The organism is Pseudoxanthomonas putridarboris (genome assembly GCF_038321125.1).
Lineage (GTDB): Bacteria > Pseudomonadota > Gammaproteobacteria > Xanthomonadales > Xanthomonadaceae > Pseudoxanthomonas_A > Pseudoxanthomonas_A putridarboris.
The window spans coordinates 21,352-45,599 of the sequence record NZ_JBBWWT010000013.1; the positions used below are offsets into that span (position 1 = coordinate 21,352).

The following is a 24,248-nucleotide window of genomic DNA, read 5'->3' on the forward strand; positions in this document are numbered from 1 at the left end:
CTGCCTATAGAATCGGCCCGTGGCGCCCGCGTCGCGGGCCTTTTTCGTTTACCGGGCACCGTCGTCCGAAACGGCGGCGCCAACAGGATTCCCGCGGAGATTCCATGCAGTTCAAAGACTATTACGCGGTGCTGGGCGTGGAGCCCACCGCCGGCGACGCCGAGATCAAGACGGCCTACCGGCGGCTGGCCCGCAAGTACCACCCCGACGTCAGCAAGGAAGCCGGCGCCGAGGAGCAGTTCAAGGCCGTCAACGAGGCCTACGAGGCGTTGCGCGACCCGCAGAAGCGCGCCGCCTACGATCAGTTGCGCGCGCGCGGTTACCGGCCGGGCGAGGAATTCCGTCCGCCGCCGGATTTCGGCCATGGCGGACCGGGTGCGCAGGACTTCGATTTCGAGGAGATCTTCGGCGGCGCCGGTGGTGCCGGCAGTGGCGGTTTCAGCGACTTTTTCGAGGGACTGTTCGGTCGCCGGGGGCGTGCGGAAGCGCCGCAGCCGCGCGGCCCGCAGGCGCCGCGCGATTCGCGCGCCAAGCTGGCCGTGCCGCTGCAGGCCGTGTACGACGGCGACAGTGTCCGCCTCAACGTCAACGGGCGCCAGTTGGACGTCAGGGTGCCCAAGGGCGTCAAGCCCGGGCAGGTGATCCGCCTGGCCGGGCAGGGCAGCCAGGGTGGAAACCTGTTGCTGGAAGTGGAGTACGCGCCGCATCCGCAGTTCGAGGTGGACGGCCGCAACATCATCCACGTGTTGCCGGTGACGCCCTGGCAGGCAGCGCTGGGCGCCACGCTCAGCGTGCCGACCCTGGGCGGGTCGGTGGACCTGAAGGTCCCGGCCGATTCGGACTCCGGCCGCAAGCTGCGCCTGCGCGGGCGCGGCCTCCCCGGTACGCCGCCCGGCGACCAGATCGTCGAACTGGAAATCACCGCGCCCCGCGCGGAGACCGAGGAACAGCGCAAGGCCTACGCGAAACTGGCCAAGGCCTTCGATCACAGCTAAGGCGCGTATCGGTGCCGAGCATCGCGATCTTGTAGGAGCGCCCCATGGGCGCGATGCTTTCCGGGCATCGACAGGAAGGCATCGCGGGCATGGCCCGCTCCTACAGGTCTCCTGGCTGTTGATGGGGTGTGGCGCATAGTGGCCCGGCGGGGATTGGTGAAATTTTCGCCATCCATCTTGACAGGCCCACCATGCAAGGCGGCGGGACGGTTATCCACAGATTCGTGCACGCTTCATCCACACCTGCTGTGGAAAACCCTCGCATGCGTGGATCACGGTACCGTTGCCGGCGGCTTGTTCCGTGCACAAAAAACCACGCCACCCGAAGGTGGCGTGGCGGTGGCGACGAGGAGTCGCGTTACTTGGCGGCGGCGGGTGCGCCCGGTGCGGTCAGGCCGCGCTTCTCCAGCAGCGGCTCGATCCTGGGATCGTGGCCGGCGAAGTCGCGGAAGATCTTCATGGCGTCCTGGCTGCCGCCCTGCGACAGCAGGGTCTTGCGGAAATGGTCGCCGTTGGCGCGGGTCAGGCCGCCGTTGTTCTTGAACCACTCCACGCTGTTGGCGTCCAGCACCTCCGACCAGATGTAGGCGTAGTAGCCGGCCGAATAGCCGCCCATGATGTGGCTGAAGTAGGGCGTCCTGTAGCGCGGCGGCACCGGCGGGTAGTTGATGCCGTCGGCGGTCAGCGCCCTGGCCTCGAAGTCGAGCACGCCCGCGGCGTCCGGCACCTGGTCGGCGGTGATCTGGTGCCAGCGCTGGTCCAGCATGGCGGCGCCCAGGTATTCGGTGGTGCGGAAGCCTTCGTTGAACTTGGACGCGGCGATCACCTTGTCCAGCAGTTCCTGCGGCAGCGGTTCGCCGGTCTGGTAATGCTTGGCGTAGTTCGTCAGGATCGACGGCCAGTCGGCCCACATCTCGTTGACCTGCGACGGGTATTCCACGAAATCGCGCGGCACGCTGGTGCCGCTGAAGTACGGGTACTTCACGTCGGAGAACATGCCGTGCAGGGCATGGCCGAACTCGTGGAACGCGGTGGTCACCTCGTCCCAGGTCAGCAGGGTCGGCTCGCCTTCCGGCGGCTTGGGGATGTTGAGGTGGTTGGCCACCACCGGCCGGTTGCCGGTCAGCGCCGACTGCGACACGTAGGAGTTCATCCACGCGCCACCGCGCTTGGACTTGCGCGCGTACATGTCGGCGATGAAGATCGCCAGCTGGCTGCCGTCCTCGTTGAACACGTCGTAGACGGTCACGTCGGGGTGGTAGACCGGCAGGTCGGTGCGCTGCTTGAAGGTCAGGCCGTACAGCTGGTTGGCAGCGTAGAACACGCCGTTCTCCAGCACGTTGTTCAGCTCGAAATACGGCTTGAGCTGCGACTCGTCGAAGTTGTACTTGTCGGCGCGGACTTTCTCGGTGTAGTAGGCCCAGTCCCACGCGGCCAGCGGGAAGTTGCCGCCTTCCCTGTCGATCATCGCCTGCAGGTCAGCGGCCTCGCGCCTAGCGTTGGCCACCGCGGCCGGGGCCAGCTGGCCCAGCATGGCGTTGACCGCTTCCGGCGTGCGCGCGGTCTGGTCTTCCAGGCCGTAGGCGGCGTGGTTGGGGTAGCCCAGCAGCTTGGCGCGGTCGGCGCGCAGCTTCATGACCTTGCTGATGATCTCGCGGTTGTCGTACTGGCCGCCCTTGCTGCCGCGGGTGACCGAGGCTTCGTGCAGGCGCTGGCGCAGGGCGCGGTTGGTCAGCTGCGCCTGCGGCGGCTGGCCGGTGGTGTTGAGCAGGGTCAGCACGTACTTGCCTTCCAGGCCACGCGACTTGGCCTCGTTGGCGGCGGTGGCGATCTGCGCTTCGGTCAGGCCGTCCAGTTCCTTGGCGTCGTCGACCACCACGGCGGAAGCATTGACCTCGTCCAGCACGTTCTGGCTGAACTGGCTGCCCAGCGCGGCCAGTTCCGCATTCATTTCCTTCAGCGTGGCCTTGTCGGCCTCGGACAGGTTGGCGCCCGAACGCACGAAGCTGGTGTGGTAGCGTTCGACCAGGCGCACGCCCTCGGCGTCCAGGCCCAGCCCGTTGCGCTGGTCGTACAGCGCCTTGATGCGGGCGAACAGCTTGGGATTGAGGTTGATCGCGTCGCCATGGGCGGCGAACTTGGTGGAGTAGTCCGCGCGCAGCTTGTTGCGCGCGTCGTTGGTATCGGCGCCGACCAGCGCGTAGAACACGGTGGTGGCGCGGTCCAGCACCTGGCCGCTCTTTTCCAGTGCGATGATGGTGTTGTCGAAGGTGGGCGCGGCCGGATTGTCGGCGATGGCCTCGACTTCCTTCAGCTGTTCGGCCATGCCGGCGTCGAAGGCGGGGGCGAAGTCGCTGTCCTTGATCTTGTCGAACTGCGGGTAATGCAGCGGCAGCGGGCTTTCGGCGAAGAACGGGTTGGCCGCCTGGGCGGTCTGGGAAGTGGCCGGGGCGGCGGCCTGGCTGTAGGCGGGCATGGCAAGTCCAAGGGTCGCGGCGAGCGCGAGGGCGAGGCGGGTGGTCATGAAGCGCGACTTCCTTCCAGATGTGGACTTCCAAGGGTAACCCAAGGGGGTAGGCCGGACCCATGACGAAAGGCATGGCCTGCCGATGCGGGCAGGCGACTGGCGGGCGCTCAGGTGCTTTCCCGTGGGAGCGACACGAGTCGCGACCGCGCCCCAAACAGGTGAAACCGATCGTTTGCCACCCGGGCGCGCTGCGGCGCGTTCGTCACAGTGCACCCGGACCGCTATCGCGGCGCGGTCGCGACTCGCGTCGCTCCCACGTCGCAGGGGAGGCGGTTCAGGCCAGTATTTCGTAGCGGCGCCAGATCCACGACAGTTCGTAGAGCAGCGCGACGACGGCGAAAGCGCCGTGGTAGCGCGGGCTGCGCGTGGCGATGGCGACCAGGCTGGCGAGGATGTAGCCGGCGTTGCGCAACGGGTACTCGACGCTCAGGTGCCGGAAGTACGCCTCGCCCTTGATCAGCGTGTCGCCGAAGTCCACCGCGAACATCACCGCCAGGATGCCGAAGAACCAGTGCCGCCGACTGTAGAAGTAGCTGCGGTAGTCCTCGTACTGGTCCACCGTTTCCGGAAACACCAGTGCGCACAGCAGGTACAGCAGCAACGCGTACAGGGTGACGAACAGGTACAGGTTGAAGTCCCAGTGCGACTGGTGCGACAGGCGGAACTCCCACCACCAGAAGTGCAGCAGGTAGACGAACATGAACCCGGCCCAGACCAGATGCACCCAGTACACCTTGCGCGAGCCGGGGCGCTCCACGATGCGCGCCACGTGCCGCAGCAGGTGGGTCAGGCCCAGGCCCACGATCATCCCCAGCAGGATGCGCACGTGGATGTACAGGCTGGCGTAGGAGGCAGGATCGGCGGACTGCGGCATGGCGGTTTCCCGGGACCGGTGCCATGCCAAGGTAGCCGATCGTCGCGCGCCCGCCCAGTCCGCCACGCAATCGCTTGCCGAAGCGTCGCCATGGGTGTCTGATAGCCGCCATCACAGGAGGCGACCATGACCACCGCATACGATTTTTCCGCCCAGGACATCGAGGGCCACGAGCGTTCGCTGTCCGAATACGAGGGCAAGGCGCTGTTGATCGTCAACGTGGCCTCCAAGTGCGGCTTCACCCCGCAGTACACCGGACTGGAGAAGCTCTGGCGCGACCTGGGCCCCAGCGGACTGGTGGTGCTGGGCTTCCCCTGCGACCAGTTCGGCCACCAGGAGCCGGGCGACGAGGCCGAGATCAGGAACTTCTGCTCGCTCAACTACGACGTGACCTTCCCGATGTTCGCCAAGGTCGACGTCAACGGCGACAAGGCGCATCCGCTCTGGCAGTGGTTGAAGAAGGAAAAGAGCGGGCTGCTGGGGTTGTCGGCCATCAAATGGAACTTCAGCAAGTTCCTGGTCGGCCGCGATGGCAAGGTCGTCAAGCGCTATGCACCCACCGACACGCTGGAATCGCTGGCCGACGACATCCGCGCCGCATTGGCCTGAAGGCCGCCATGGTCGAACCCCCTGCCGGCCAGGCGTTCCATATCGAATTCAGTTCCGCCGACTACGGTCTGCGGGCCTGGGTGACGGGCATCAACGGTACGCTGGAGACCACGCTGGCCTGCTGGCAGGCGATCGCCGGCGAAGTGCGGCGCCTGCGGCCGAAGGGACTGCTGGTGGTGGACGACATGGAGGGCGAACCTCCGCCGCCGGAACAGCTGCTGGCCTTCGTCCAGGCCATGCAGGGGCAGGGCCTGGAAGACGTGCGCATCGCCTATGTCGAGCGCCATACCGAGCAGATCCCGCAGGTCGAGGTGGCGGGCCTGCTGGCCTACGAGCACGGCTTCAAGGCGCAGATATTCGAGGATGAAGGCGCCGCGGCCATCTGGCTGCGTTACGGCGAGCGTTGACTGCCCGGCACTTCGGGGCGGTCCGGAGCCTGGCGCGCGACGGGGCCGGTTCCGGCCGGACGCGGGCCTGGGACACCGGACAATCGGGCGGGAACAGGCGTGGGGCCGGGTCCGGCGCGTTGTTGCGTTCTAGCGGGCATCAGCTTGGCCATATCGCACGTTTCCATCGCCCATGACCCTCCGCCGTACCCGCCTGGCCGCGCGCATCGTGGCCGCTGTCCTGATGATGCCGATGTTGTCCCATGTCCATGCGGCCGTCCCACTGGCGCTTGCGGTGGTGGGGGATTCGGACAGCCATGCCTACCATGACCGCGTCTATTTCCGTGCGGGGAAGGCGCAGCGGGGGGGGCGCCACCACGCCACCACGCTGCAATGGACCGAAGTGCTGCATCGCCTGCGCTCATCGCAGATCGACCAGGGCGAATGGGGGCGCCATGGCAGCCGGGGCTACATCGCGCGCGCCGAAGACTGGCTGGGCATCGCGACGCGGACGCCGCCCAAGGAGGACTTCCGCTACAACTTCGCGGTGTCCGGCGCCTCCTGCGACGACCTGATGGAGGGGCAGCGGCAGGTGCCGCACCTGCTGCAGTTGATGGACGAGTCGCCGGCCCGCTGGCGCAACGGAGTGGTGCTGATCCGCATCGGGGTGAACAGTTTTGGGCAACGCGAGAAGCTGGACCGGCTGGCGGCCGATCCCCGCGATCCCGCCGTGCTGGCGCAGGTCGATGCCTGCATCGCCGGCGTGCGCGCCGGCGTCGCCGCCATCCATGCGCGGCACCCGCAGGCGCGCATCGTGCTGGTGGGCATCTTCGACAATGCGCATATCGCGCACAACTTCGACCTGTGGCGCTCGCCGCGCCAGTTGGCCAACCTGCAGCCCGCGCTGGACCGCTACGACGATGCGCTGCGGGCGATGGCGGCGAAGGACGCGCGGATCGCATTCTTCGACGACCGGCAGTGGTTCGCCAACCGTTGGGGCACACGCGACCGGGAAGGCAAACCCGCGTACCGTCCCGTGTCGATCGCGGGAAAATTCCGTGTAACCAATACCGCCGGCGACGCGCCCGTCAACGCCATCCTGGCGGACGGCCATGCCGGCACGGCCTGGAACGCCTTGTGGGCGCAGTCGCTGGTGGTGCTGTTGAACGCCCGCTTCGGGCTGGAGCTGACGCCGATCGGCGAGACGGAAATCCTGCCGCTGGTGCGGGCGGGCCTGCATCCGGTCGAACCGGGCCGCGATGCGACGCCGGATGAGTCTTCGCGCCGGCGCGCGCCGTCTACGGGCTCCTGACGCGACCGCTTATTTCTCGACGAAGGCGCGCTCGAACACGTACTGCCCCGGCGTACCGATGCGCGGCGCGGCGACGAAGCCGCGGCCGTCCAGCAGCACGCGGAAATCGGCCAGCATCTGCGGGCTGCCGCAGATCATCGCGCGGTCCTGCTCGGCGTCCAGCGGTTCGATGCCCAGCGACTGCATCATCTGGCCGGTCGCCATCAGGTCGGTTAGGCGGCCGCGGTTGGGGAACTCGTGGCGGGTCACCGCCGGGTAGTACAGCAGCTTCTCGCGGATGGCTTCGCCCAGGAACTCGTGCTGCGGCAGTTCCTTCTCGAAATAGTCGCGGTAGGCCAGGTCCTGCGCGCTGCGCACGCCATGGGTGAGGATGACCTTGTCGAAGCGCTCGTAGGTTTCCGGGTCCTTGACGATCGACAGCCATGGCGCCAGCCCGGTGCCGGTGCCCAGCAGATACAGGTTGCGGCCCGGGTGCAGGTCGCTGATCAGCAGGGTGCCGGTGGGCTTGCGGCCGATCAGCACGGTGTCGCCCGGCTTGATGTTCTTCAGCCGCGAGGTCAGCGGGCCGTTGGGCACTTTGATGCTGAAGAATTCCAGCTGCTCTTCCCAGTTGGCGCTGGCGATGGAATAGGCGCGCAGCAGCGGCTTGCCGTCGACCTGCAGCCCGATCATCACGAACTGGCCGTTCTCGAAACGGAAACCGTCGTCGCGGGTGGTGGTGAAGCTGAAGTAGTCGTCGGTCCAGTGACGGACGTCGAGCACCGTCTCGGTGCCGAAAGCGGAGGACATGGGGGGTCGTTGCGATCAGTCGAATCGCATTATTGTAGCCGATGGCGCAACCGCGCCTTCCGCCGCGGGTGTCGGCGAATTCATGCCTTGCTTCGGCCTGCGCCGCCGCGCTTGTGGAAATAGACTTGTTCGGCGGCCCAGCGCAGGGGCGGCGAACGCAGCAGCAGATCGAACGGCCAGTCCATCTGCCCGTGGTCGAAGGCCCAGCGCAGCGTGCGCTTGATGAGAAAACGCGGTGCCTCGCGATGGGCGATCCGCTCCGGCGCCGGGCCACCGGCAGAGGCGCCGGCCAGGGCCCGGCCCACGCTCCAGCCATGCCGCCAGGCCGAGTGGATGCCGCCGGCGGTCACCGGTGACACGATGCCGGCCGCGTCGCCGGTGAGGATCACCCCGTCGCGCGCCAGCGGCGCGACCGGGCCGCCGCAGGGAATCAGCCCCGCGCGCACGGCATCGGGCCGGCGCCGGGCAGGCAGGCCGACTGCGCCGCCGACGTGTTCCAGGAAGCCGGCGATGTCGGGTAGGCGAGGGGCGGCAGGGTCGTGCCGCAACGCCAGGCCGGCCTGTACGCCGGTGGGCGTCTGCGCGATCCAGCCAATGTAGCCGGGTGCATATCGCCGGCTGATGAAGCAATGCAGTGCATTAGGCTCCGGCAGCGCGATGCCGTCGAACTCGTGCTCGACGCCGTACAGGAATTCGTGCACGCGCCCCAGCCCGAAACGTTCGGCCACGCGCGACTTCGCGCCATCGGCGCCCACCAGGTAGCGCGCGGTGCCTACGCCTTCCACATGCCACCCGCCCGTGACGCGCTCGGCCGTCCGGAACGATTGTCCCAGCCGCAGCTCGACGCCGGCCGCGCGTTGCCGGTCGGCCAGCCAGCGCATGACCTGGGGCGTGTCGGTGGTGAGGAAGTAGTAGCCGGGCGCCGACAGGCTGATGCTGCGCAGATCGGGCGAATACAGGCGGACTTTTTCCACCCGCCGCACGAACTGCGCGGGCAGGTCCTTCAGGCCGGTGTTCTCGGCCGCTTCCTTCACGATGATGCCGGTGGTGTGCAGGCGCTCCCCGGGGTCTTGCTTGCGCTCCAGCACGCAGACGCGCAGGCCGGATTCGCGTGCGGCCAGGGCGCAGGCCGCGCCGCCGAAACTGCTGCCCACCACGATCGCGTCGTAGGCCGGCTTGTCGTTCGTGTCGGATGTCATCCTCGCCCGATCCATCGCATTTCCCAGGGGACGCACGATGCCGGGACAATGTGGGGCGGGCATGAAGCGGGGCGGTGGCCAAGAAGAAGGGTATCCGGAATTTCTTGTGGGCAGGCGGAGGAGCCGTATCCCTCTCCCCGCTTGCGGGGAGAGGGTGCCGAAGGCGGGTGAGGGGCCGACGGCGCCGCTGCGATTCGGCGCATGAAGCATCATCGAGTGAGGGATTCCAGCATCTTTTCGCACTCGATCCATCATCACGAGCATCATGTCGACGGGCTCTGTCGCCCCTCATCCGGCCTGCCGGCCACCCCGTATCGAGTACGGGGCAGGCTCTTCTCCCCGTTGACGGGGAGAAGGACAACCCCCCACTGAAATCCGGATACCAAAAAGAAAGGGCGCCGAAGCGCCCTTTCATTCATGCCGATGCCGGTGCGGTATCAGCCGTGTTGGCCACCACCGCGCGGGCCGCGGTTGCCGCCACCGGCCGGACGACCGCCGGGACCACGGCCACCGGCCGGGCGTCCGCCGGGACGGGGCCCTGCATGCTGCGGACGATTGCCGCCGGCCGGGCGCCCTTGCGGACGCGGGCCACGGGGCGCCTGGCCGTAGGGGCTGAAGCCCGGGTTGGCGTGATCGGACGGAAAGCTGGGCGCGCTGCCGGGATGGCCGTACGGACGCGCCGCGCGCTGCGGCTTGCCCGCACCCGCGCCTTGGCCTTGCGTGCCGCGCGGACCACGTTCGGCGGCAAAGCCGGTACGGTCGTTGCCGAACCGGTCGCCGCCGAAACCACCGGCACCCGCGCCGGGACCACGCTTGCCGCCGCCGGGTTTGCCGCCCGCGCCGGGGCGTGCGCCGGGCTTGCCACCGTAGGGTTTCTTCGGGCCGCCGGGACCGGCATTGCGGTGGCCGGCCGGGCCGGTGTCCACGCCTTCCGGCACGTACCAGCTGCGGAACGCCGCGGGATTGCCTTCCGGCAGCGGCTTGGGACCCTTCGGCGTGCGCTGCTTGAACGGACGCTGCGACTGCTTGGCGGCGGCTTCGCCGCTGACGGTCAGGCCGCCGTGCGGCTTCTTGCCGCGCCCGCCACGGCCGCGGTCCTCGCGCACGTGGTCGAAGCGGCGCAGTTCGCGGCCTTCGTCGGCGCTGTTGTGGCCGTTGACGTAGGCGTTGCCGGTGCTGCGGCCACCGCCGACATGCACGGTGGACTTGGCGGCCTTGCGCTGGCCGATCACCGGTTGCAGCGTCAGCGCGGCGGGCGTGCCGTCCTCCAGGCCCAGTTCCTTGCGCAGCGCCTGCACCTGGGCGTCCGGCAGTTCCTGCGACTGGCCGCGCAGCAGCGGCTGCGGCAGGCTGACCTTGCCGTAGCGCACGCGCTTGAGGCGGCTGACCTGGCAGCCCTGCGATTCCCACAGGCGGCGCACTTCGCGGTTGCGGCCTTCCTTGACCACCACGCGGAACCAGTCGTGCGAGTCGGTGCCGCCGATGCGTTCGACTTCATCGAACCTGGCCGGGCCGTCGTCCAGCGCGACGCCGCGGCGCAGGCGGTCGACGAGGTTGTCCGGCACGCTTTCCTGGCCTTCCGGCGCGCGCACGCGCACGACGTACTCGCGCTCGACTTCGTACGACGGGTGCATCATCGCGTTGGCGAGTTCGCCGTCGGTGGTCAGCAGCAGCAGGCCGGTGGTGTTGATGTCCAGGCGGCCGATGGCGATCCAGCGGGCGCCCTTCAAGGCGGGCAGCGCTTCGAAGATCGTCGGGCGGCCTTCGGGGTCTTCGCGGGTGGTGACTTCGCCTTCGGGCTTGTTGTAGATCAGCACTCGGGAGGGTTCGGTCAGCGCGCTGGCGACGAAGGTCTTGCCGTCCAGTTCGATGCGGTCGCCGCCCTTGACCGACATGCCGGTCTGCGCGGTTTCGCCGTTGACCTTGACCAGGCCGTCGGCGATGCGCTGTTCAAGCGCGCGGCGCGAGCCCAGCCCGGCCTGCGCCAGCACCTTGTGCAGGCGTTCTTCCAGGCGCTGGGTGTCGGGGGCTTCGGCGCTTTCGCCGCGCTTCAGCGAGAGTTTGTTGCGGGGGGTGTTGCTCATTGTTTCTGCTCCGACGGTGCCCGGTCTTCCTGTTCGGAACCAGCGGCGTCGTCATCCTGGGGTTGAGGTTCGTCGAGGGAAGCGTCTCCGGCGCCGTCGCCGGCTTCCATCGGGGTGTCGTCTTCGGCGGCATCGTCCTGCGACGCGTCCGCGTGGTCCTGTGCCTCGGCATCCGTGCCGGTGTCCGTATCGTTGTCATCGAACGATGCCGCTTCGCCGGCCGTGGCTTCGTTGGCGGCATCGTCGTCCTGCGTTTCCTCGGCGTCGTCGCCGCTGGCGATGCTGACCGGCAGCGGCGCGCCGTCCAGCGGCAGCTGCGGTTCCAGTTCGCCGATGTCCTTGAGTTCGGACAGCGGCGGCAGTTCGTCCAGGCGCTTGAGGCCGAAATAGTCCAGGAAGGTCTTGGTGGTGCCGAACAGCGCCGGCTTGCCGGGCACGTCGCGGTGGCCCACCACGCGGATCCATTCGCGCTCTTCCAGGGCCTGGATGATGTTGCTGCTGACCGCCACGCCGCGGACCTGTTCGATCTCGCCGCGGGTGATCGGCTGGCGGTAGGCGATCAGCGCCAGCGTTTCCAGCGTGGCGCGGGTGTACTTGGTCTTGCGCTCGGTCCACAGGCGCGCCACCCAGGCGTGCACGTCGGCCTTGACCTGGTAGCGGAAGCCGGAGGCGACCTCGACCAGTTCCACGCCGCGGTCGGCGCAGGCTTCGGCCAACTGGTGCAGCGCCTGTTCGACGCCGTCCGGCGGCGCCGGCTCGTCCTCGGGGAACAGGCCGTGCAGCTGCGCCAGCGTCAGCGGCTGGCTGGCCGCCAGCAGGGCGGCTTCCACGATGCGGTTGATGAGCGATTGATCCATTCGGGTTGCGGGTTCCTGGTTCTTGGTTGCCGGTTCCCGGAAGGGCCCGGTGCCGCTTTCGCCAGCGACCGGGAACCTGCAGCCGGAAACCGCTCTTCGGACTCAAGCGTCGTTGGCGGCGTCGCTGTCGTCGAACTCGCTGGAGAACTGCAGCGGTTCGTTGGTGTTGTTCAGCGCCAGCGACTTCACGTAGATCGGGGCAAGCGGGGCTTCCTGCACGATGTCCAGCAGTTGCTCCTTGGCCAGCTCCAGCATGGCCAGGAAGGTCACCAGCACGCCCAGCTTGCCTTCCTCGGCGGTGAACATGCTCTCGAAGCGGTGGAACTTGCCGTCCTCCAGCCGCGTCAGCACGTCGCCCATGCGCTGGCGCACGCTGAGCGCTTCGCGCTTGATGGCGTGGCCGGTGAAGAGCTCGGCGCGCTTCAGCACGTCGTGCAGCGCCAGCAGCATTTCCTTCAGTTCCACCGGCGGCGGCAGCTTCACCGACGCGCGGTCCGGCACGTGCGCCTGCGCCGGCGTGGTGTCGCGGTCCTGGCGGGGCAGGCCATCCAGGTCCTCGGCGGCCTGCTTGAAGCGCTCGTACTCCTGCAGGCGGCGCACCAGTTCGGCGCGCGGGTCGCCTTCGTCGCCTTCCTCCGCCACCGGCCGCGGCAACAGCATGCGCGACTTGATCTCGGCCAGGATCGCGGCCATCACCAGGTACTCGGCCGCCAGTTCGAAGCGCAGCTCCTGCATCACGTTGATGTAGTCCACGTACTGCCGGGTGATCTCGGCGACGGGGATGTCCAGGATGTCCAGGTTCTGCCGGCGGATCAGGTACAGCAGCAGGTCCAGCGGACCCTCGAAGGCATCCAGGATGACTTCCAGCGCGTCCGGCGGGATGTACAGGTCCTGCGGGATCTGCAGCACCGGCTGGCCATGCACCACCGCCAGCGGCATTTCCTGCTGCTGCGGGTGCGGGGCCTGGGTTTGCGGATTCGCGTCGGACGCGAGTTCGGAGCTCATCAAGAAACAGCCGTAATGCTATTCATATCGCCATCGGGGCAGGCGGTGCGCGGCAGGGGCGGCGCGATCCGGTCATGCGCTAACCAACACAATGCGTCGCAGGGCGAACGCTTCCCTTACATCAACCAGCAATGCACACCACGGAGGCGTGGCGGCGGACAGCGAGGAGGTCGTCGGGCGCGGGCGGGTGGGGGCAGCGATTCGGTCGTCCCGGGCCATTCCCGTGCTTCGGGGGCTTGCGGGGCGCGCCGGTGTCAGTCGGTGTATCCCCTGGACGGGCCGCTGCTTCCGGCCGTGCAATGGGGCAAGAGTAAGCGCTGGCGGGGGCGCTGTCCAGCACCGCGGTGGCGGGGCCCACGTACAATTCAGGCATCACCCCGGAGTGGAGACACCATGTGGTATGCCATTGAAGGTTACGACGCGGCCGATGCGCTGCCCAAGCGGCTGGCCGCGCGGGGCGCGCACCTGGCCCGGCTGACCGCACTGCGCGACGAAGGTCGCCTGCTGCTGGCCGGCCCGTGCCCGGCCATCGACGCGGAGGACCCGGGCCCGGCCGGCTTCAGCGGCAGCATCGTCATCGCCGAGTTCGATTCGCTGGAGGATGCCCGCGCCTGGGCCGAAGCGGACCCGTACATGGAAGCCGGTGCCTACGCGCGGGTCGAGGTGCGTCCGTTCCGAAAGGTCCTGCCGTGAGCCGGGTGGAACGGATCCGGGCGGCGCTGGAAGCGGCCTTGCAGCCGCAGGTGCTGGAGGTCGCGGACGACAGCCACAAGCACGCCGGACACGAGGGCGCCCGCGACGGGCGTGGTCATTTCAGCGTGCGGATCGTCAGCGCCGCCTTCGCCGGCAAGGCGCCGTTGGCCCGGCACCGGGCGGTCTATGCCGCACTGGGAACGATGATGCAGACCGACATCCATGCGCTGGCCATCGAGGCACGCACGCCGGAAGAAGCGGCCTGAGCCATCCGGCACTGCGTCATGCAGGCGCTATTGAAAACGTTTACAGTCGCGACCCTCATCATGCCGGGAGGGCGCCATGAAGCTGAACACGCAAACCAGACCCTGCTCCGTGCTGGCCGGCCTGCTGGCCGTCGCACTCGCCAGTCCGGCCGCCTGGGCCGATCCGCAACGGGGCGCGGCGCCTGCCGTCTCCGGCGACCGTGCGGCCGAGCGGGCCTTCGTCGACGCGCTGATGGCGAAGATGACCCTGGACGAGAAGCTGGGCCAGCTGAACCAGCCGCCGGGTGTGGGCAACAACACCGGCCCGGAAGCGATGGCCGGCAGCGAGGACCAGATCCGCAAGGGGCAGATCGGTTCATACCTGGGCACGCAGGGCGCCGAACTGACCTGCCGTTTGCAACGCATCGCGGTGGAGGAGTCGCGCCTGGGCATCCCGCTGCTGTTCGCCTACGACGTGATCCACGGCCACCGCACGATCTTCCCGGTGCCGCTGGGCGAGGCGGCCAGCTTCGATCCGGCCGAAGTGCAGAACGCCGCGCGCGTGGCCGCGGTGGAAGCGACGGCGCATGGCATCCACTGGACCTATGCGCCGATGGTGGACATCGCGCGCGACCCGCGCTGGGGCCGCGTGGTGGAAGGCGCCGGCGAAGACACCTACCTGGGCTCCGTGCTGGCCGCGGCGCGCGTGCGCGGCTTCCAGGGCACGGACCTGGCGGCGCCCGACACCTTGCTGGCCACCGCCAAGCACTTCGTCGCCTACGGCGCGGCCGAGGGCGGGCGCGACTACGACGTCGCCGACATTTCGGAGCGCACGCTGCACGAGGTCTACCTGCCGCCGTTCAAGGCCGCCGTCGATGCGGGCGCGCAATCGGTGATGGCCTCGTTCAACGAAGTCGCCGGCGTGCCGATGCATGCGCACCAGCCGTTGATCGAAGGCGTGCTGCGCCAGGCCTGGGGCTGGGACGGCCTGCTGGTCAGCGACTACACCGGCGTGATGGAACTGATGCCGCACGGCGTGGCCGCCGACCGCGAGGAGGCCGGCCGGCTGGGCCTGCGTGCCGGCGTGGACGTGGACATGGTCAGCACCATCTACCTGAAGGACCTGCCGGCCGCGGTGCGGGCAGGGCGCGTGCCGATGGCGCAGGTGGATGCATCGGTGCGGCGGGTGCTCAATGCGAAGCATCGCCTGGGCCTGTTCGACGATCCCTACCGTTACTGCACGGATGATGGCGCGCGCGAACGCGCGCTGACGCTGACCCCGGCGCATCGCCAGGCCGCGCGCACGATGGCGCAGAAGTCGCTGGTGCTGCTGGAGAACAACAACGACACGTTGCCGTTGTCCAGGTCGCTGCGCACGCTGGCGGTCATCGGGCCGTTGGCCGATCACCCGCGCGCGATGCTGGGCAACTGGGCCGCGATCGGCCGCGAAGAAGACGCCGTCACCCCGCTGGCCGGCCTGAAGGCCGCGCTGGGCGACGGTACGCGCCTGATCGTCGCCAAGGGCGCGGACATCGACAGCCAGGACACCTCCGGCTTCGACGCGGCCGTGCGCGCCGCGAAGCAGGCCGACGCCGTGGTGATGTTCCTGGGCGAACACCCCGACATGAGCGCCGAGGCCAACAACCGCACCACGCTGGACCTGCCGGGCGTGCAGGAACGACTGGCATTGGCGGTGGCGGCGACCGGCAAGCCGGTGGTCGCGGTCCTGTTGAACGGGCGTCCCTTGTCCATCGGCGCATTGCAGGGCAAGGTCCCCGCGATCCTCGAGGCGTGGTTCCCCGGCGTCGAGGGCGGCCACGCCATCGCCGACGTGCTGCTCGGCGACGTCAACCCGTCGGGCAAGCTGCCGGTGACGTTCCCGCGCAACGTCGGCCAAGTGCCGATCTACTACGCGCACAAGAACACCGGCCGGCCGCCGCGCGAGCAGGAGAAGTACTCCAGCAAGTACCTGGACGTGCATTGGACGCCGCAGTATCCGTTCGGCCACGGCCTCAGCTACACCACGTTCGGTTACGGCGACCTGTCGGTGAAGCAGCCGCGATTGCGCGCCGACGGCCAGCAGGAAGTCGCGGTGCGCGTGACCAACACCGGCCCGCGCGCCGGCGTGGAAGTGGTGCAGCTTTACGTTCGCGACGATGTGGCCAGCGTGACCCGGCCGGTGAAGCAATTGCGCGGGTTCCAGCGCGTGGCGCTGGAACCCGGGGAATCGCGCACGGTGACGTTCACGCTGGGCTTCGACGACCTGGCGATGTACGACGCCGCCATGCAGCGCGTCGTCGAGCCGGGCACCTTCACCGTGTTCGTCGGCGGCAGTTCGGCCGATGGTGTGCAGGCGCAGTTCGAAGTGGTGCGGCAATAGCGTCGCGGATGCTGCGTTGCGGCACGGAAAGTGCCGCTTCGTCCGCATCGCAAGTAGTTGAAAACAAAGCACGCATTGCGCGGAATAACGCAGGCTTTACACGTTTCCGTGAAAACGGTTACAGTCCGCGCCACTTGCAGCAGTCATCACCGCGGAGGGGCGGGGAATGGCGCGAACCGCAGTCACCATCAAGGATGTCGCACGCGAAGCCCGGGTCTCCGTGGCGACCGTGTCGCGTGCACTGAACGGCCACGACAACGTCGCCGAGGCCGTCCGCCAGCAGGTGCTGGCCACCGCCGACCGCCTGCGCTACCAACCCCATGCCGCCGCCCGCAGCCTGAGCAGCCGGCGCACCCAGACCATCGGCGTGGTGCTGCCGGACCTGTACGGCGAATTCTTTTCCGAATTGATCCGCGGTATCGACCAGGTGGCGCGCGCGCGCCGCCAGCACCTGCTGGTGTCCAGCTACCACGGCCACCCGGAAGAGCAGGGCGAGGCGCTGCGCGCCATGCGCGGCCGCGTCGATGGCCTGCTGGTGCTGTCGCCGTACACCGACCGCCCGGGATTCCTGGTGGACAACCTGCCGTCGTCGCTGCCGGCGGTGCTGATCAACACGTACCTGCCCGATTCGCCGTACACCGCGTTGAGCGTGGACAACTACGGTGCGGCCATCGCGATGGTGGCGCACCTGGCCGGCGTGGGGCACCGCCGCATCGCCTTCATCAGTGGACCGCGTGAGAACTTCGACGCGCGCGAACGCCTGCGCGGCTACCGCGATGCGTTGTCGAAGCATGTGCCGGACGCGACGCCGATGGAGTACGAAGGCGACTTCAGCGAGGCGTCGGGCTACGAGGCGGGCAAGCGCATCCTGAAGGAAGCCGTGCGCCCGCAGGCGGTGTTCGCCGCCAACGACATGATGGCGCTGGGTTGCCTGTATGCGTTCAACGAAGGCGGTGCGCGCGTGCCGGACGACATCGCGCTGGCCGGCTTCGACGACATCCCGCTGGCCCGCTTCGTTCACCCGACCTTGACCACGATGCGGGTCAGTATTGCGGAGTTGGGCGGGCAGGCGATGAGCCGCCTGCTGGACACCATCGACTCCGACGGCGAGAAAGTGGCGCCGTCCTCGACATTGATCCCCGAGTTGATCGTCAGGGCTTCCAGCGCCGCGCGCCGCGCAGGCAAGGAACCCACGTAGCGAAAGCGGGATCGGTTTTTTTTGATCGTGGATGTAACCGATTACAGCTGGATAGAAAGAAACAAAGCAACACAGAACGCAAGATCCTTTGGAGGGAGAGGCAAATGAAGCGATACACGCAGATGAAATTCCGCCCGAATCGCAGCTTGTTGGCGTGCGCGTTGGCGAGTTGCCTGGCCATCGCCGCACCTGCGGCGATGGCGCAGTCCACTTCGGCGACGATACGCGGCCAGGTTTCCGCCGATTCGGCACCGGCCACGGATGCGCGCGTCACCGCGACGAACGTTGCGACGGGCCTGACGCGCAGCGTGCAGACCAATGCCAGCGGCGGCTACTCGCTGGGCGGCCTGCCGCCGGGTACCTATCGCATCGATGTGACAGCCGCTGGCCAGACCAATTCGCAGAACGTCACTGTTGCGGTAGGCCAGACCGCCACGCTCAATCTCGGAGTGGGCGGCGTGACCGAGGGCGCGCAGGCGGGCGATGCCACGACCTTGGAGACCGTGTCGGTAACGGCGGTACAGCTGGCTGAAACCAGGACCTCCGAAATCGCCACCTATATTTCCAACAAGCAGATCGAAGCACTCCCGCAGAACTCGCGCAACTTCCTCGCGTTTGCTGACACTGCGCCGGGCATGCAGTTCACCACCGATACCAATGGCAATACGCGCCTGCGTTCGGGGGCTCAGGCGGCCACCGGCATCAACGTGTTCATCGATGGCGTGGGCCAGAAGAATTACACCTTGCCGGGCGGCGTGACGGGGCAGGACACGAGTCGGGGTAATCCGTTCCCGCAGTCGGCGATCGGCGAGTACAAAGTCATCACGCAGAACTACAAGGCCGAATTCGACCAGATCAGCAGTGCCGCCATCGTCGCGGCGACGCGATCCGGCAGCAACGAGTTCACCGGCGACTTCTTCTGGGACCGTACCGCTACCGACTGGCGGAGCGCCACTGAGTTTGAAGATCGTCGTGGGCAGAAGGAAGAATCCAAGCAGGAGCAGTATGGCGTTTCCTTCGGAGGTCCCATCATCGCGGATCGCGCCCATTTTTTCCTCGCTTATGAAGCGAAGGAATACACCACGCCGCGTTCCCTGAGGATCGAAAGAGGGTACGGCTATGACGACCTTCCCGCCAACCTGCAGGACGCTTACGGGAACGGCGCCTTCTCGTCGCCTTTCAAGGAGGACCTGTACTTCGGCAAGATCGACTGGTTGTTCGGCGAAAACCACTTGTTCGAACTGACCGCGAAGTATCGTGACGAATCGGAGCTGACCGGTGCGGGCGATGCGATCCCGATGCAGACCGGTGTGGAAAACACGAACGAGGAAACCCGTGTCGATCTGCGTTACCAGTTCACCTCCCAGAATTGGCTGAACGACGCCCACATTACCTATGAAGACGCGTACTGGAGCCCGCGCCCATACACCATGGCACCGGGTTATGTGCTGGTGGATGGCGCGCGCAATGACGTGATATTCCGTGGAGGCGGCAGCGCCAATTTCCAGAACAAGGGCCAGGAAGGCTGGTCCATCCAGGACGATCTGACTTTCACGGGATGGGACTCGCACACATTGAAGATGGGTGTGAAATACAAAGTCGTGACCGTCGATGCGGAAGAGCGCAACTTCTACAATCCCCAGTTCTATTACGACATCCACGAAAGCACCACGCAGCCTTTCCTGGTTCAGTTCGGCGCGCCGCTCGACGGCGTTGGCGATGGCAGCGCCAGCTCGCGGAACAAGCAGTTTGGCATCTATGTGCAGGACGATTGGGAAGTCAATGACAAGCTGACGCTCAATCTCGGTGTGCGTTGGGATTACGAAGAGACCCCGAGTTACGAGGACTATGTGACCCCGGCCGATATCGTGGCCGCGCTGCAGGGTTCCACTGCCATCAACAACCCCAATTCAGGCATCAATGTCAACGATTACATCAGTACTGGCGGCAATCGCAAGGCCGACAAGAACAACTGGGCGCCCCGTGTGGGCTTCTCGTACGATCTATTCGCCGACCAGCGGCACGTGATCTTCGGCGGTGCGGGCCGGTCGTACGATCGCAACCTGTTCGACTACCTGCAGAACGAAGTCACCAAGTCGACGTTCCCGCAGTTCACGTATGAGATCGAGACGCCTGACCACCCGTGCGAAACGACCAACTGCCTGGCTTGGGATCCTAGCTACATGGATCCGGAGGTGTTGCGCGACATCGCCAGCAGCACCGGGGCCGGACGCGAAGTCTATCTCCTGAACAATGATCTGGTTGTGCCCTACTCGGACCAGTTCAGCCTGGGCATTCGCAATACGTGGGGCAGTTGGAACACCGAAGTGACGTTGTCGCATGTCCGCAGCTACGACGGCATGGCGTTCATCCTGGGCAACCGTCGTGAAGACGGCAGCTTCTTCGCACCAGGAACGACTTGGGGCCAGCCGTGGGGACAGGGTTTTGCGCCCTTCGGCAACCTGATCCTTGGCGTGAATGGTCTTGACACCAAGGCGAACTCCCTCTACCTGAAGCTCGAGAAGCCCTATACAAACGCGTCGGGCTGGGGCGTTACGGTGGCCTATACCTTCACGGATGCCGAACAGAACTCGAACATCACGGGTTGGCCGGGCGCTTTCGACTACCCGACCGTGGATGACTATGGCTGGTTCCCGGCCAACAATCTGCCCGAACACCGTATCGTGGCCACGGGTATCTATGACGGCCCATGGGGCCTTACGTTCTCCGGCAAGCTGACGGTGGCTTCCCAGGCTGAGCGTTACGGCACCAACTGTGCGGACGCTCCCGATTTCTCCAATTGCTTCTTCGACTGGTACAAGCCTGACGGCAGCATCGGATTCAAGCAGTTCGACTTGGCCGTGAACAAGGAATGGGATACCGGTACGGACCTCAAGTTCCGTGTGCGTGCAGACGTGCTCAACGTGTTCGACTGGGTCAACTACGCCGGATATGACGATTGGTTTGGCGCCCCGGGAGAGCCTAATGCGAACCTTGGCGTACCCAACAGCCAGTTGTTGCCGACACGCACCTTCAAGTTGTCATTTGGTCTGAGTTGGTAAGCATCGAGTCATGATCGACCGGCCACCCTTCGGGGTGGCCGGTTCATGGCTTCCATAATCCGAGCCGCTTAATTGCGGATTTATTGGGGCTCGGGATGTAAACGATTTCATCGAGGTATCCGTTTTGTTCAAGCGTTCCAACAACCGTCTCGCCGCCGGGCTTTACATCGGATTCCTGGCCGTCCTGCTGGCCGCATGCAAGCCGCAGGCGCCTGAACCTGCGGCGCAGCCTGCCCCCGCTGCGCCCGTGGCCGTCGAGCCCGCCGAACCCGCCGCCCAGCCCGAGCCCCCCGCCAAGCCCGAACTGCCGCCGCTGTTCCGCGACATCGAGCGGCGCACGTTCCAGTTCTTCTGGGATACGACCAACGAAGTGAACGGCCTGACTCCGGACCGCTATCCGTCGCGGCCGTTCGCCAGCATCGCCTCGATGGGCTATGCGCTGACGGCGTATCCGATCGGCATCGAGAACGGATGGGTCAGCCGCACGCAGGCGGTGGACCGCACGCTGACCACGCTGAAGTTCCTGCGCGACCTGCCGCAAGGCCCGCAGAAGGAAGGCAGGGGCGGGTACAAGGGGTTCTATTACCACTTCCTGCAGATGGACAAGGGCCATCGCTACGACAGTTGGGTGGAACTCTCCAGCGTCGATACCGCGCTGCTGCTGATGGGCGTGCTGTTCGCGCAGTCCTACTACGACCGCGACGAGGCGCGCGAGAGGGAGATCCGCGCGATCGCCGACGCGCTGTACAAGCGCGTGGACTGGACCTTCCTGCAACAGAACAAGCCGCTGATCTCGATGGGCTGGTTTCCGGAAAGCGGGACCATCCCGCACGACTGGAAGGGCTACAACGAGGCCATGATGGTGTACGTGCTGGCGATGGCCTCGCCCACGCATCCGGTCGGCCCGGAGGCCTGGGAAGTCTGGACGCGCAGTTACGGCGAGTTGTGGGGCGTGTTCCAGGGCCAGGAGTACCTGACCTTTGCGCCGCATTTCGGCCACCAGTACAGCCACGTCTGGATCGATTTCCGCGGCATCCAGGATGCGTACATGCGCGAGAGGGGCATCGACTATTTCGAGAACAGCCGTCGCGCCACCTACGCGCAGCGCGCCTACGCGACGGAAAACCCGATGAAATGGAAGGAATACGGCGAGAACGTCTGGGGCCTGACCGCCAGCGACGGCCCGCAGCAGACGTTGCAGCAGTACCGCGGTGAGCAGCGCCAGTTCCGCCACTATTCCGCGCGCGGCGCCGGCTTCCGCGAGAACTTCGACGACGGCACCATCGCGCCGACGGCGGCCATCGCATCGCTGCCGTTCGCGCCGGAGATCGTGATCCCGGCCACCGAGGAAATGCACAGGCGCTACGGCGACTACCTGTACTCCAGCTACGGTTTCCTGGATTCGTTCAATCCCAGCTTCGATTACGACATCCCGCTGAAGACCGGGCGCATCGTGCCGGGCAAGGGCTGGGTGTCCAGCGACTACATCGGCATCGACCAGGGCCCGATCCTGGCGATGATCGCCAATTACCGCAACGAGTTCGTCTGGGAAGTGATGAAGAAGAATCCCTACATCCGCGACGGCCTGCGGAAGGCGGGGTTCCAGGGCGGTTGGCTGGCATCGGAGGGAGAGAAAACGGGTGCGGCGGACCAGGCCGCGCAGGCCCAGCAGGCCGATCCCGAAGCCGCCGCGGCGCGTGCGCTGGGCACCGCCGAATCGCGCGCCAACCAGGCGGCCCAGCCCGAGGCGGCGCGCCCGCAGCAGCCGGAGTAAGCTCGCCACATGGGCCTGCGCGTGCCAGCGATGTTCTCTCCAGCACGCATCAGGGTCTTCTCCGGTGGAAGGAGGCCCCTGGTGCGCTGCTGTTTCCTTCTGTCGCTGGCGGTCGCAGCGTGCCTGCTGGCCGGGTGCGCGCGCACGCAGGACGAGCGCCAGGTGGTGACGTTCTGGGTGATGGGCTACGAAGGCGAAATGGTGGCCCGGCTGCTGCCCGAGTTCGAGCGGCAGAATCCGGACATCCGCGTCGACCTGCAGAACATCCCCTGGCTTTCCGCGCATGAAAAATTGCTGACGGCGTTCGCCGGCGAGTCGTTGCCGGACGTCAGCCCGATCGGAAACACTTGGATACCGGAATTCGCCGCGCTGGATGCGCTGGAGCCGCTGGACGACGAGATCGCCGCCACGCCCGGTTTCGACGCCGCCGATTACTTCCCCGGCGTATGGGACACCGGCGTGATGGATGGCCGCACCTATGCGGTGCCGTGGTACGTGGAAACCCGCCTGCCGTTCTACCGCAGCGACCTGCTGGCGAAGGCCGGCATCGGCCGCGTGCCGGCGAGCTGGGAGGAGTGGCGCGTCGCCATGCAGGCGGTCAAGCAGCAGGTGGGGAAGGGCAACTACGCCATTCTGCTGCCGCTGAACGAGTTCGAGCCGCTGCTCAGCCTTGCCATCCAGCAGCCGGAACCGCTGCTGCGCGAGGGTGGCCGCTACGGCAATTTCCGCAGCGAAGGCTTCCGGCGGTCGCTGGGTTTCTACAAGGAAATGTTCGACCGCGGCTGGGCGCCGATGGTGACCAGCAACCAGATCTCGAATGTCTGGGACGAATTCGGCAAGGGCTTCTACTCGTTCTACATCTCCGGGCCTTGGAACATCGCCAGGTTCAAGGAACGCCTGCCGGCCTCGCAGCAGCAGGACTGGATGACCATGCCGCTGCCGGGCCCGGACGGACCGGGCGCATCGCTCGCCAACGGCACCAGCTTCGTCGTGTTCCGCGATTCGCCCAACAAGGCGGCGGCGTGGAAACTGATCGCCTGGCTGTCCTCGCCGCAGGTGCAGGCACGGTTCCATGCGCTGACCGGCGACCTGCCGCCGCGCCGTTCGCCGTGGAAGACGGCGGCGCTGGCCGACGACCCGCATGCCAGGGCGTTCCGCGAACAACTGGAACGCGCGGTGTCCACGCCCAAGGTGCCGGAGTGGGAGCGCATCGCCACCGAGATGCGGCTGGTGGGCGAGCAGGTGGCCAACGGCCGCATGAGCGTGGACCAGGCCGCCGAGGAACTGGACCGCCGCGCCGACCGCATCCTGGAGAAGCGGCGCTGGATGCTGGACCAGGTCGACAAGGCGGGAGCGGCGCCATGAAGCCGTCGATCGCCGGCTGGCTGTTCGCCGCACCCGCGCTGACGGTGATCGTCGTGTTCTTCGGCCTGCCGGTGCTGGCGGCGCTGGCGCTGAGCCTCACCGACTTCGACATCTACGCGCTGGCCGACATCGGCAACCTGCGCTTCGTCGGTTTCGACAACTATGCCGGCCTGCTGCAGAACCCGCTGTTCTGGAAGTCGCTGGGCAATACGCTGTACTTCGTCGTCGTGGGCGTGCCGCTGTCGGTGGCGCTTTCGCTGGGCGCGGCGCTGTTGCTGCATTCCAGGCTGGGGCGCTTCAAGGGCTTCTTCCGCACCGCGTTCTTCGCTCCGGTGGTGACCACGGTGGTGGCGGTGGCGGTGATCTGGCGCTACCTGTTCCACACCAGGTACGGGCTGGTGAACTGGGGGCTGTCGTGGCTGGGCATCGATCCGATCGACTGGCTGGGCGATCCGCACTGGGCCATGCCGACGATCATCCTGTTCGCGGTCTGGAAGAACTTCGGCTACAACATGATCATCTTCCTGGCCGGCCTGCAGAGCATCCCGGAAGACCTGTACGAAGCCGCGCGCATCGACGGCGCATCGCGCTGGGCGCAGTTCCGCCATATCACCCTGCCGCAACTGGGGCCGGTGCTGCTGCTGGTCGGCATCCTGACCATGGCCGGCTACTTCCAGTTGTTCGCCGAGCCGTACGTGATGACGCAGGGCGGTCCGCTGGAAAGCACCAAGAGCGTGCTGTACCTGATGTACGAGGAAGGCTTCAAGTGGTGGAACCTGGGCAACGCCTCGGCCGTGGCGTTCCTCTTGTTCGTGCTGATGACGGCGGTAACCAGCGGGCTGCTGTGGTTCGCGCGTAAGCGGGGAGTGGAATGAGCAAGCGTTCGCATGCGCG

Annotated in this window: 18 protein-coding genes and 1 pseudogene; 12 read left to right on the forward strand and 7 right to left on the reverse strand. The window is 66.9% G+C overall.

What is annotated here, in order from left to right; translation table 11 throughout:
- The first annotated feature begins 104 nt into the window (after positions 1-104).
- A complete protein-coding gene (locus tag AAD027_RS17770; protein WP_341727372.1) occupies positions 105-995 on the forward strand; it encodes a DnaJ C-terminal domain-containing protein in 891 nt (296 codons plus the stop codon).
- Positions 996-1,353: 358 nt separating this feature from the next.
- Here the strand turns inward: AAD027_RS17770 and AAD027_RS17775 are convergent, their stop codons facing one another.
- Positions 1,354-3,519: a M3 family metallopeptidase gene (locus tag AAD027_RS17775; protein WP_341727373.1), complete on the reverse strand. Its 2,166-nt coding sequence runs from the start codon at positions 3,517-3,519 to the stop codon at positions 1,354-1,356.
- Positions 3,520-3,796: 277 nt separating this feature from the next.
- On the reverse strand, positions 3,797-4,396 hold the full coding sequence (locus AAD027_RS17780) for a hypothetical protein (protein ID WP_341727374.1): 600 nt from the start codon (positions 4,394-4,396) through the stop codon (positions 3,797-3,799).
- A gap of 126 nt (positions 4,397-4,522) precedes the next feature.
- Between AAD027_RS17780 and AAD027_RS17785 the strand changes: the two genes are divergently transcribed.
- From AAD027_RS17785 to AAD027_RS17795, 3 genes are all read left to right on the forward strand, one after another.
- Positions 4,523-5,005 carry a glutathione peroxidase gene (locus AAD027_RS17785; RefSeq protein WP_341727375.1) on the forward strand — a complete coding sequence of 161 codons (483 nt, stop codon included), beginning with the start codon at positions 4,523-4,525 and terminating at the stop codon, positions 5,003-5,005.
- Between the two features lie 8 nt (positions 5,006-5,013).
- Positions 5,014-5,412 carry a hypothetical protein gene (locus AAD027_RS17790; protein WP_341727376.1) on the forward strand — a complete coding sequence of 133 codons (399 nt, stop codon included), beginning with the start codon at positions 5,014-5,016 and terminating at the stop codon, positions 5,410-5,412.
- 172 nt (positions 5,413-5,584) lie between these two features.
- A complete protein-coding gene (locus tag AAD027_RS17795) occupies positions 5,585-6,703 on the forward strand; it encodes an SGNH/GDSL hydrolase family protein (protein ID WP_341727377.1) in 1,119 nt (372 codons plus the stop codon).
- A 9-nt stretch (positions 6,704-6,712) separates the two neighbouring features.
- On the opposite strand, the gene AAD027_RS17800 is transcribed toward AAD027_RS17795, so the two are convergent.
- The 5 genes and pseudogenes from AAD027_RS17800 to AAD027_RS17820 all read right to left on the reverse strand — a co-directional run bounded on the left by AAD027_RS17800 (position 6,713) and on the right by AAD027_RS17820 (position 12,637).
- Complete coding sequence (locus AAD027_RS17800) at positions 6,713-7,492, reverse strand: ferredoxin--NADP reductase (protein WP_341727378.1); 780 nt, start codon at positions 7,490-7,492, stop codon at positions 6,713-6,715.
- A gap of 80 nt (positions 7,493-7,572) precedes the next feature.
- Entirely contained in the window at positions 7,573-8,691 is a 1,119-nt protein-coding gene (locus tag AAD027_RS17805) for an NAD(P)/FAD-dependent oxidoreductase (protein WP_341727379.1), read from the reverse strand.
- A gap of 437 nt (positions 8,692-9,128) precedes the next feature.
- A complete protein-coding gene (locus AAD027_RS17810; protein WP_341727380.1) occupies positions 9,129-10,775 on the reverse strand; it encodes a pseudouridine synthase in 1,647 nt (548 codons plus the stop codon).
- Positions 10,775-11,632, reverse strand: a pseudogene (gene scpB, locus AAD027_RS17815) (SMC-Scp complex subunit ScpB); the annotation flags it as partial. The pseudogene scpB and the gene AAD027_RS17810, both read right to left, overlap by 1 nt.
- A 102-nt stretch (positions 11,633-11,734) precedes the next feature.
- Positions 11,735-12,637, reverse strand: coding sequence for a segregation and condensation protein A (locus AAD027_RS17820; protein WP_341727381.1), 903 nt, complete (start codon positions 12,635-12,637; stop codon positions 11,735-11,737).
- 393 nt (positions 12,638-13,030) lie between these two features.
- On the opposite strand from AAD027_RS17820, the gene AAD027_RS17825 reads away from it, so the two are divergent.
- From AAD027_RS17825 to AAD027_RS17860, 8 genes are all read left to right on the forward strand, one after another.
- Positions 13,031-13,330 (forward strand): YciI family protein, encoded by a 300-nt coding sequence (locus AAD027_RS17825; protein ID WP_341727382.1) that lies wholly within the window; start codon positions 13,031-13,033, stop codon positions 13,328-13,330.
- On the forward strand, positions 13,327-13,596 hold the full coding sequence (locus AAD027_RS17830) for a BolA family protein (RefSeq protein WP_341727383.1): 270 nt from the start codon (positions 13,327-13,329) through the stop codon (positions 13,594-13,596). The genes AAD027_RS17825 and AAD027_RS17830 overlap by 4 nt, the downstream gene beginning before the upstream one ends.
- Positions 13,597-13,672: 76 nt before the next feature.
- The gene (gene bglX, locus AAD027_RS17835; protein ID WP_341727384.1) at positions 13,673-15,955 is read left to right on the forward strand and encodes a beta-glucosidase BglX; all 2,283 of its coding nucleotides are present in this window, start codon (positions 13,673-13,675) and stop codon (positions 15,953-15,955) included.
- 166 nt (positions 15,956-16,121) lie between these two features.
- Complete coding sequence (locus AAD027_RS17840) at positions 16,122-17,153, forward strand: LacI family DNA-binding transcriptional regulator (RefSeq protein ID WP_341727385.1); 1,032 nt, start codon at positions 16,122-16,124, stop codon at positions 17,151-17,153.
- Positions 17,154-17,257: 104 nt separating this feature from the next.
- Positions 17,258-20,215, forward strand: coding sequence for a TonB-dependent receptor (locus AAD027_RS17845; RefSeq protein ID WP_341727386.1), 2,958 nt, complete (start codon positions 17,258-17,260; stop codon positions 20,213-20,215).
- A gap of 124 nt (positions 20,216-20,339) precedes the next feature.
- Entirely contained in the window at positions 20,340-21,989 is a 1,650-nt protein-coding gene (locus AAD027_RS17850; protein WP_341727387.1) for a glucoamylase family protein, read from the forward strand.
- Between the two features lie 81 nt (positions 21,990-22,070).
- Positions 22,071-23,354 carry a sugar ABC transporter substrate-binding protein gene (locus tag AAD027_RS17855; protein WP_341727388.1) on the forward strand — a complete coding sequence of 428 codons (1,284 nt, stop codon included), beginning with the start codon at positions 22,071-22,073 and terminating at the stop codon, positions 23,352-23,354.
- A complete protein-coding gene (locus AAD027_RS17860) occupies positions 23,351-24,229 on the forward strand; it encodes a carbohydrate ABC transporter permease (protein ID WP_341727389.1) in 879 nt (292 codons plus the stop codon). The genes AAD027_RS17855 and AAD027_RS17860 overlap by 4 nt, the downstream gene beginning before the upstream one ends.
- The last annotated feature ends 19 nt before the right edge of the window (positions 24,230-24,248 follow it).

What these genes read in the sequence shown, in the direction of transcription:
- AAD027_RS17770 (WP_341727372.1), top strand. Translation starts at nt 105, where the DNA reads ATGCAGTTCAAAGACTATTACGCGGTGCTGGGCGTGGAGCCCACCGCC.
- AAD027_RS17775 (WP_341727373.1), bottom strand. Translation starts at nt 3,519, where the DNA reads ATGACCACCCGCCTCGCCCTCGCGCTCGCCGCGACCCTTGGACTTGCC.
- AAD027_RS17780 (WP_341727374.1), bottom strand. Translation starts at nt 4,396, where the DNA reads ATGCCGCAGTCCGCCGATCCTGCCTCCTACGCCAGCCTGTACATCCAC.
- AAD027_RS17785 (WP_341727375.1), top strand. Translation starts at nt 4,523, where the DNA reads ATGACCACCGCATACGATTTTTCCGCCCAGGACATCGAGGGCCACGAG.
- AAD027_RS17790 (WP_341727376.1), top strand. Translation starts at nt 5,014, where the DNA reads ATGGTCGAACCCCCTGCCGGCCAGGCGTTCCATATCGAATTCAGTTCC.
- AAD027_RS17795 (WP_341727377.1), top strand. Translation starts at nt 5,585, where the DNA reads ATGACCCTCCGCCGTACCCGCCTGGCCGCGCGCATCGTGGCCGCTGTC.
- AAD027_RS17800 (WP_341727378.1), bottom strand. Translation starts at nt 7,492, where the DNA reads ATGTCCTCCGCTTTCGGCACCGAGACGGTGCTCGACGTCCGTCACTGG.
- AAD027_RS17805 (WP_341727379.1), bottom strand. Translation starts at nt 8,691, where the DNA reads ATGACATCCGACACGAACGACAAGCCGGCCTACGACGCGATCGTGGTG.
- AAD027_RS17810 (WP_341727380.1), bottom strand. Translation starts at nt 10,775, where the DNA reads ATGAGCAACACCCCCCGCAACAAACTCTCGCTGAAGCGCGGCGAAAGC.
- AAD027_RS17820 (WP_341727381.1), bottom strand. Translation starts at nt 12,637, where the DNA reads ATGAGCTCCGAACTCGCGTCCGACGCGAATCCGCAAACCCAGGCCCCG.
- AAD027_RS17825 (WP_341727382.1), top strand. Translation starts at nt 13,031, where the DNA reads ATGTGGTATGCCATTGAAGGTTACGACGCGGCCGATGCGCTGCCCAAG.
- bglX (WP_341727384.1), top strand. Translation starts at nt 13,673, where the DNA reads ATGAAGCTGAACACGCAAACCAGACCCTGCTCCGTGCTGGCCGGCCTG.
- AAD027_RS17840 (WP_341727385.1), top strand. Translation starts at nt 16,122, where the DNA reads ATGGCGCGAACCGCAGTCACCATCAAGGATGTCGCACGCGAAGCCCGG.
- AAD027_RS17845 (WP_341727386.1), top strand. Translation starts at nt 17,258, where the DNA reads ATGAAGCGATACACGCAGATGAAATTCCGCCCGAATCGCAGCTTGTTG.
- AAD027_RS17860 (WP_341727389.1), top strand. Translation starts at nt 23,351, where the DNA reads ATGAAGCCGTCGATCGCCGGCTGGCTGTTCGCCGCACCCGCGCTGACG.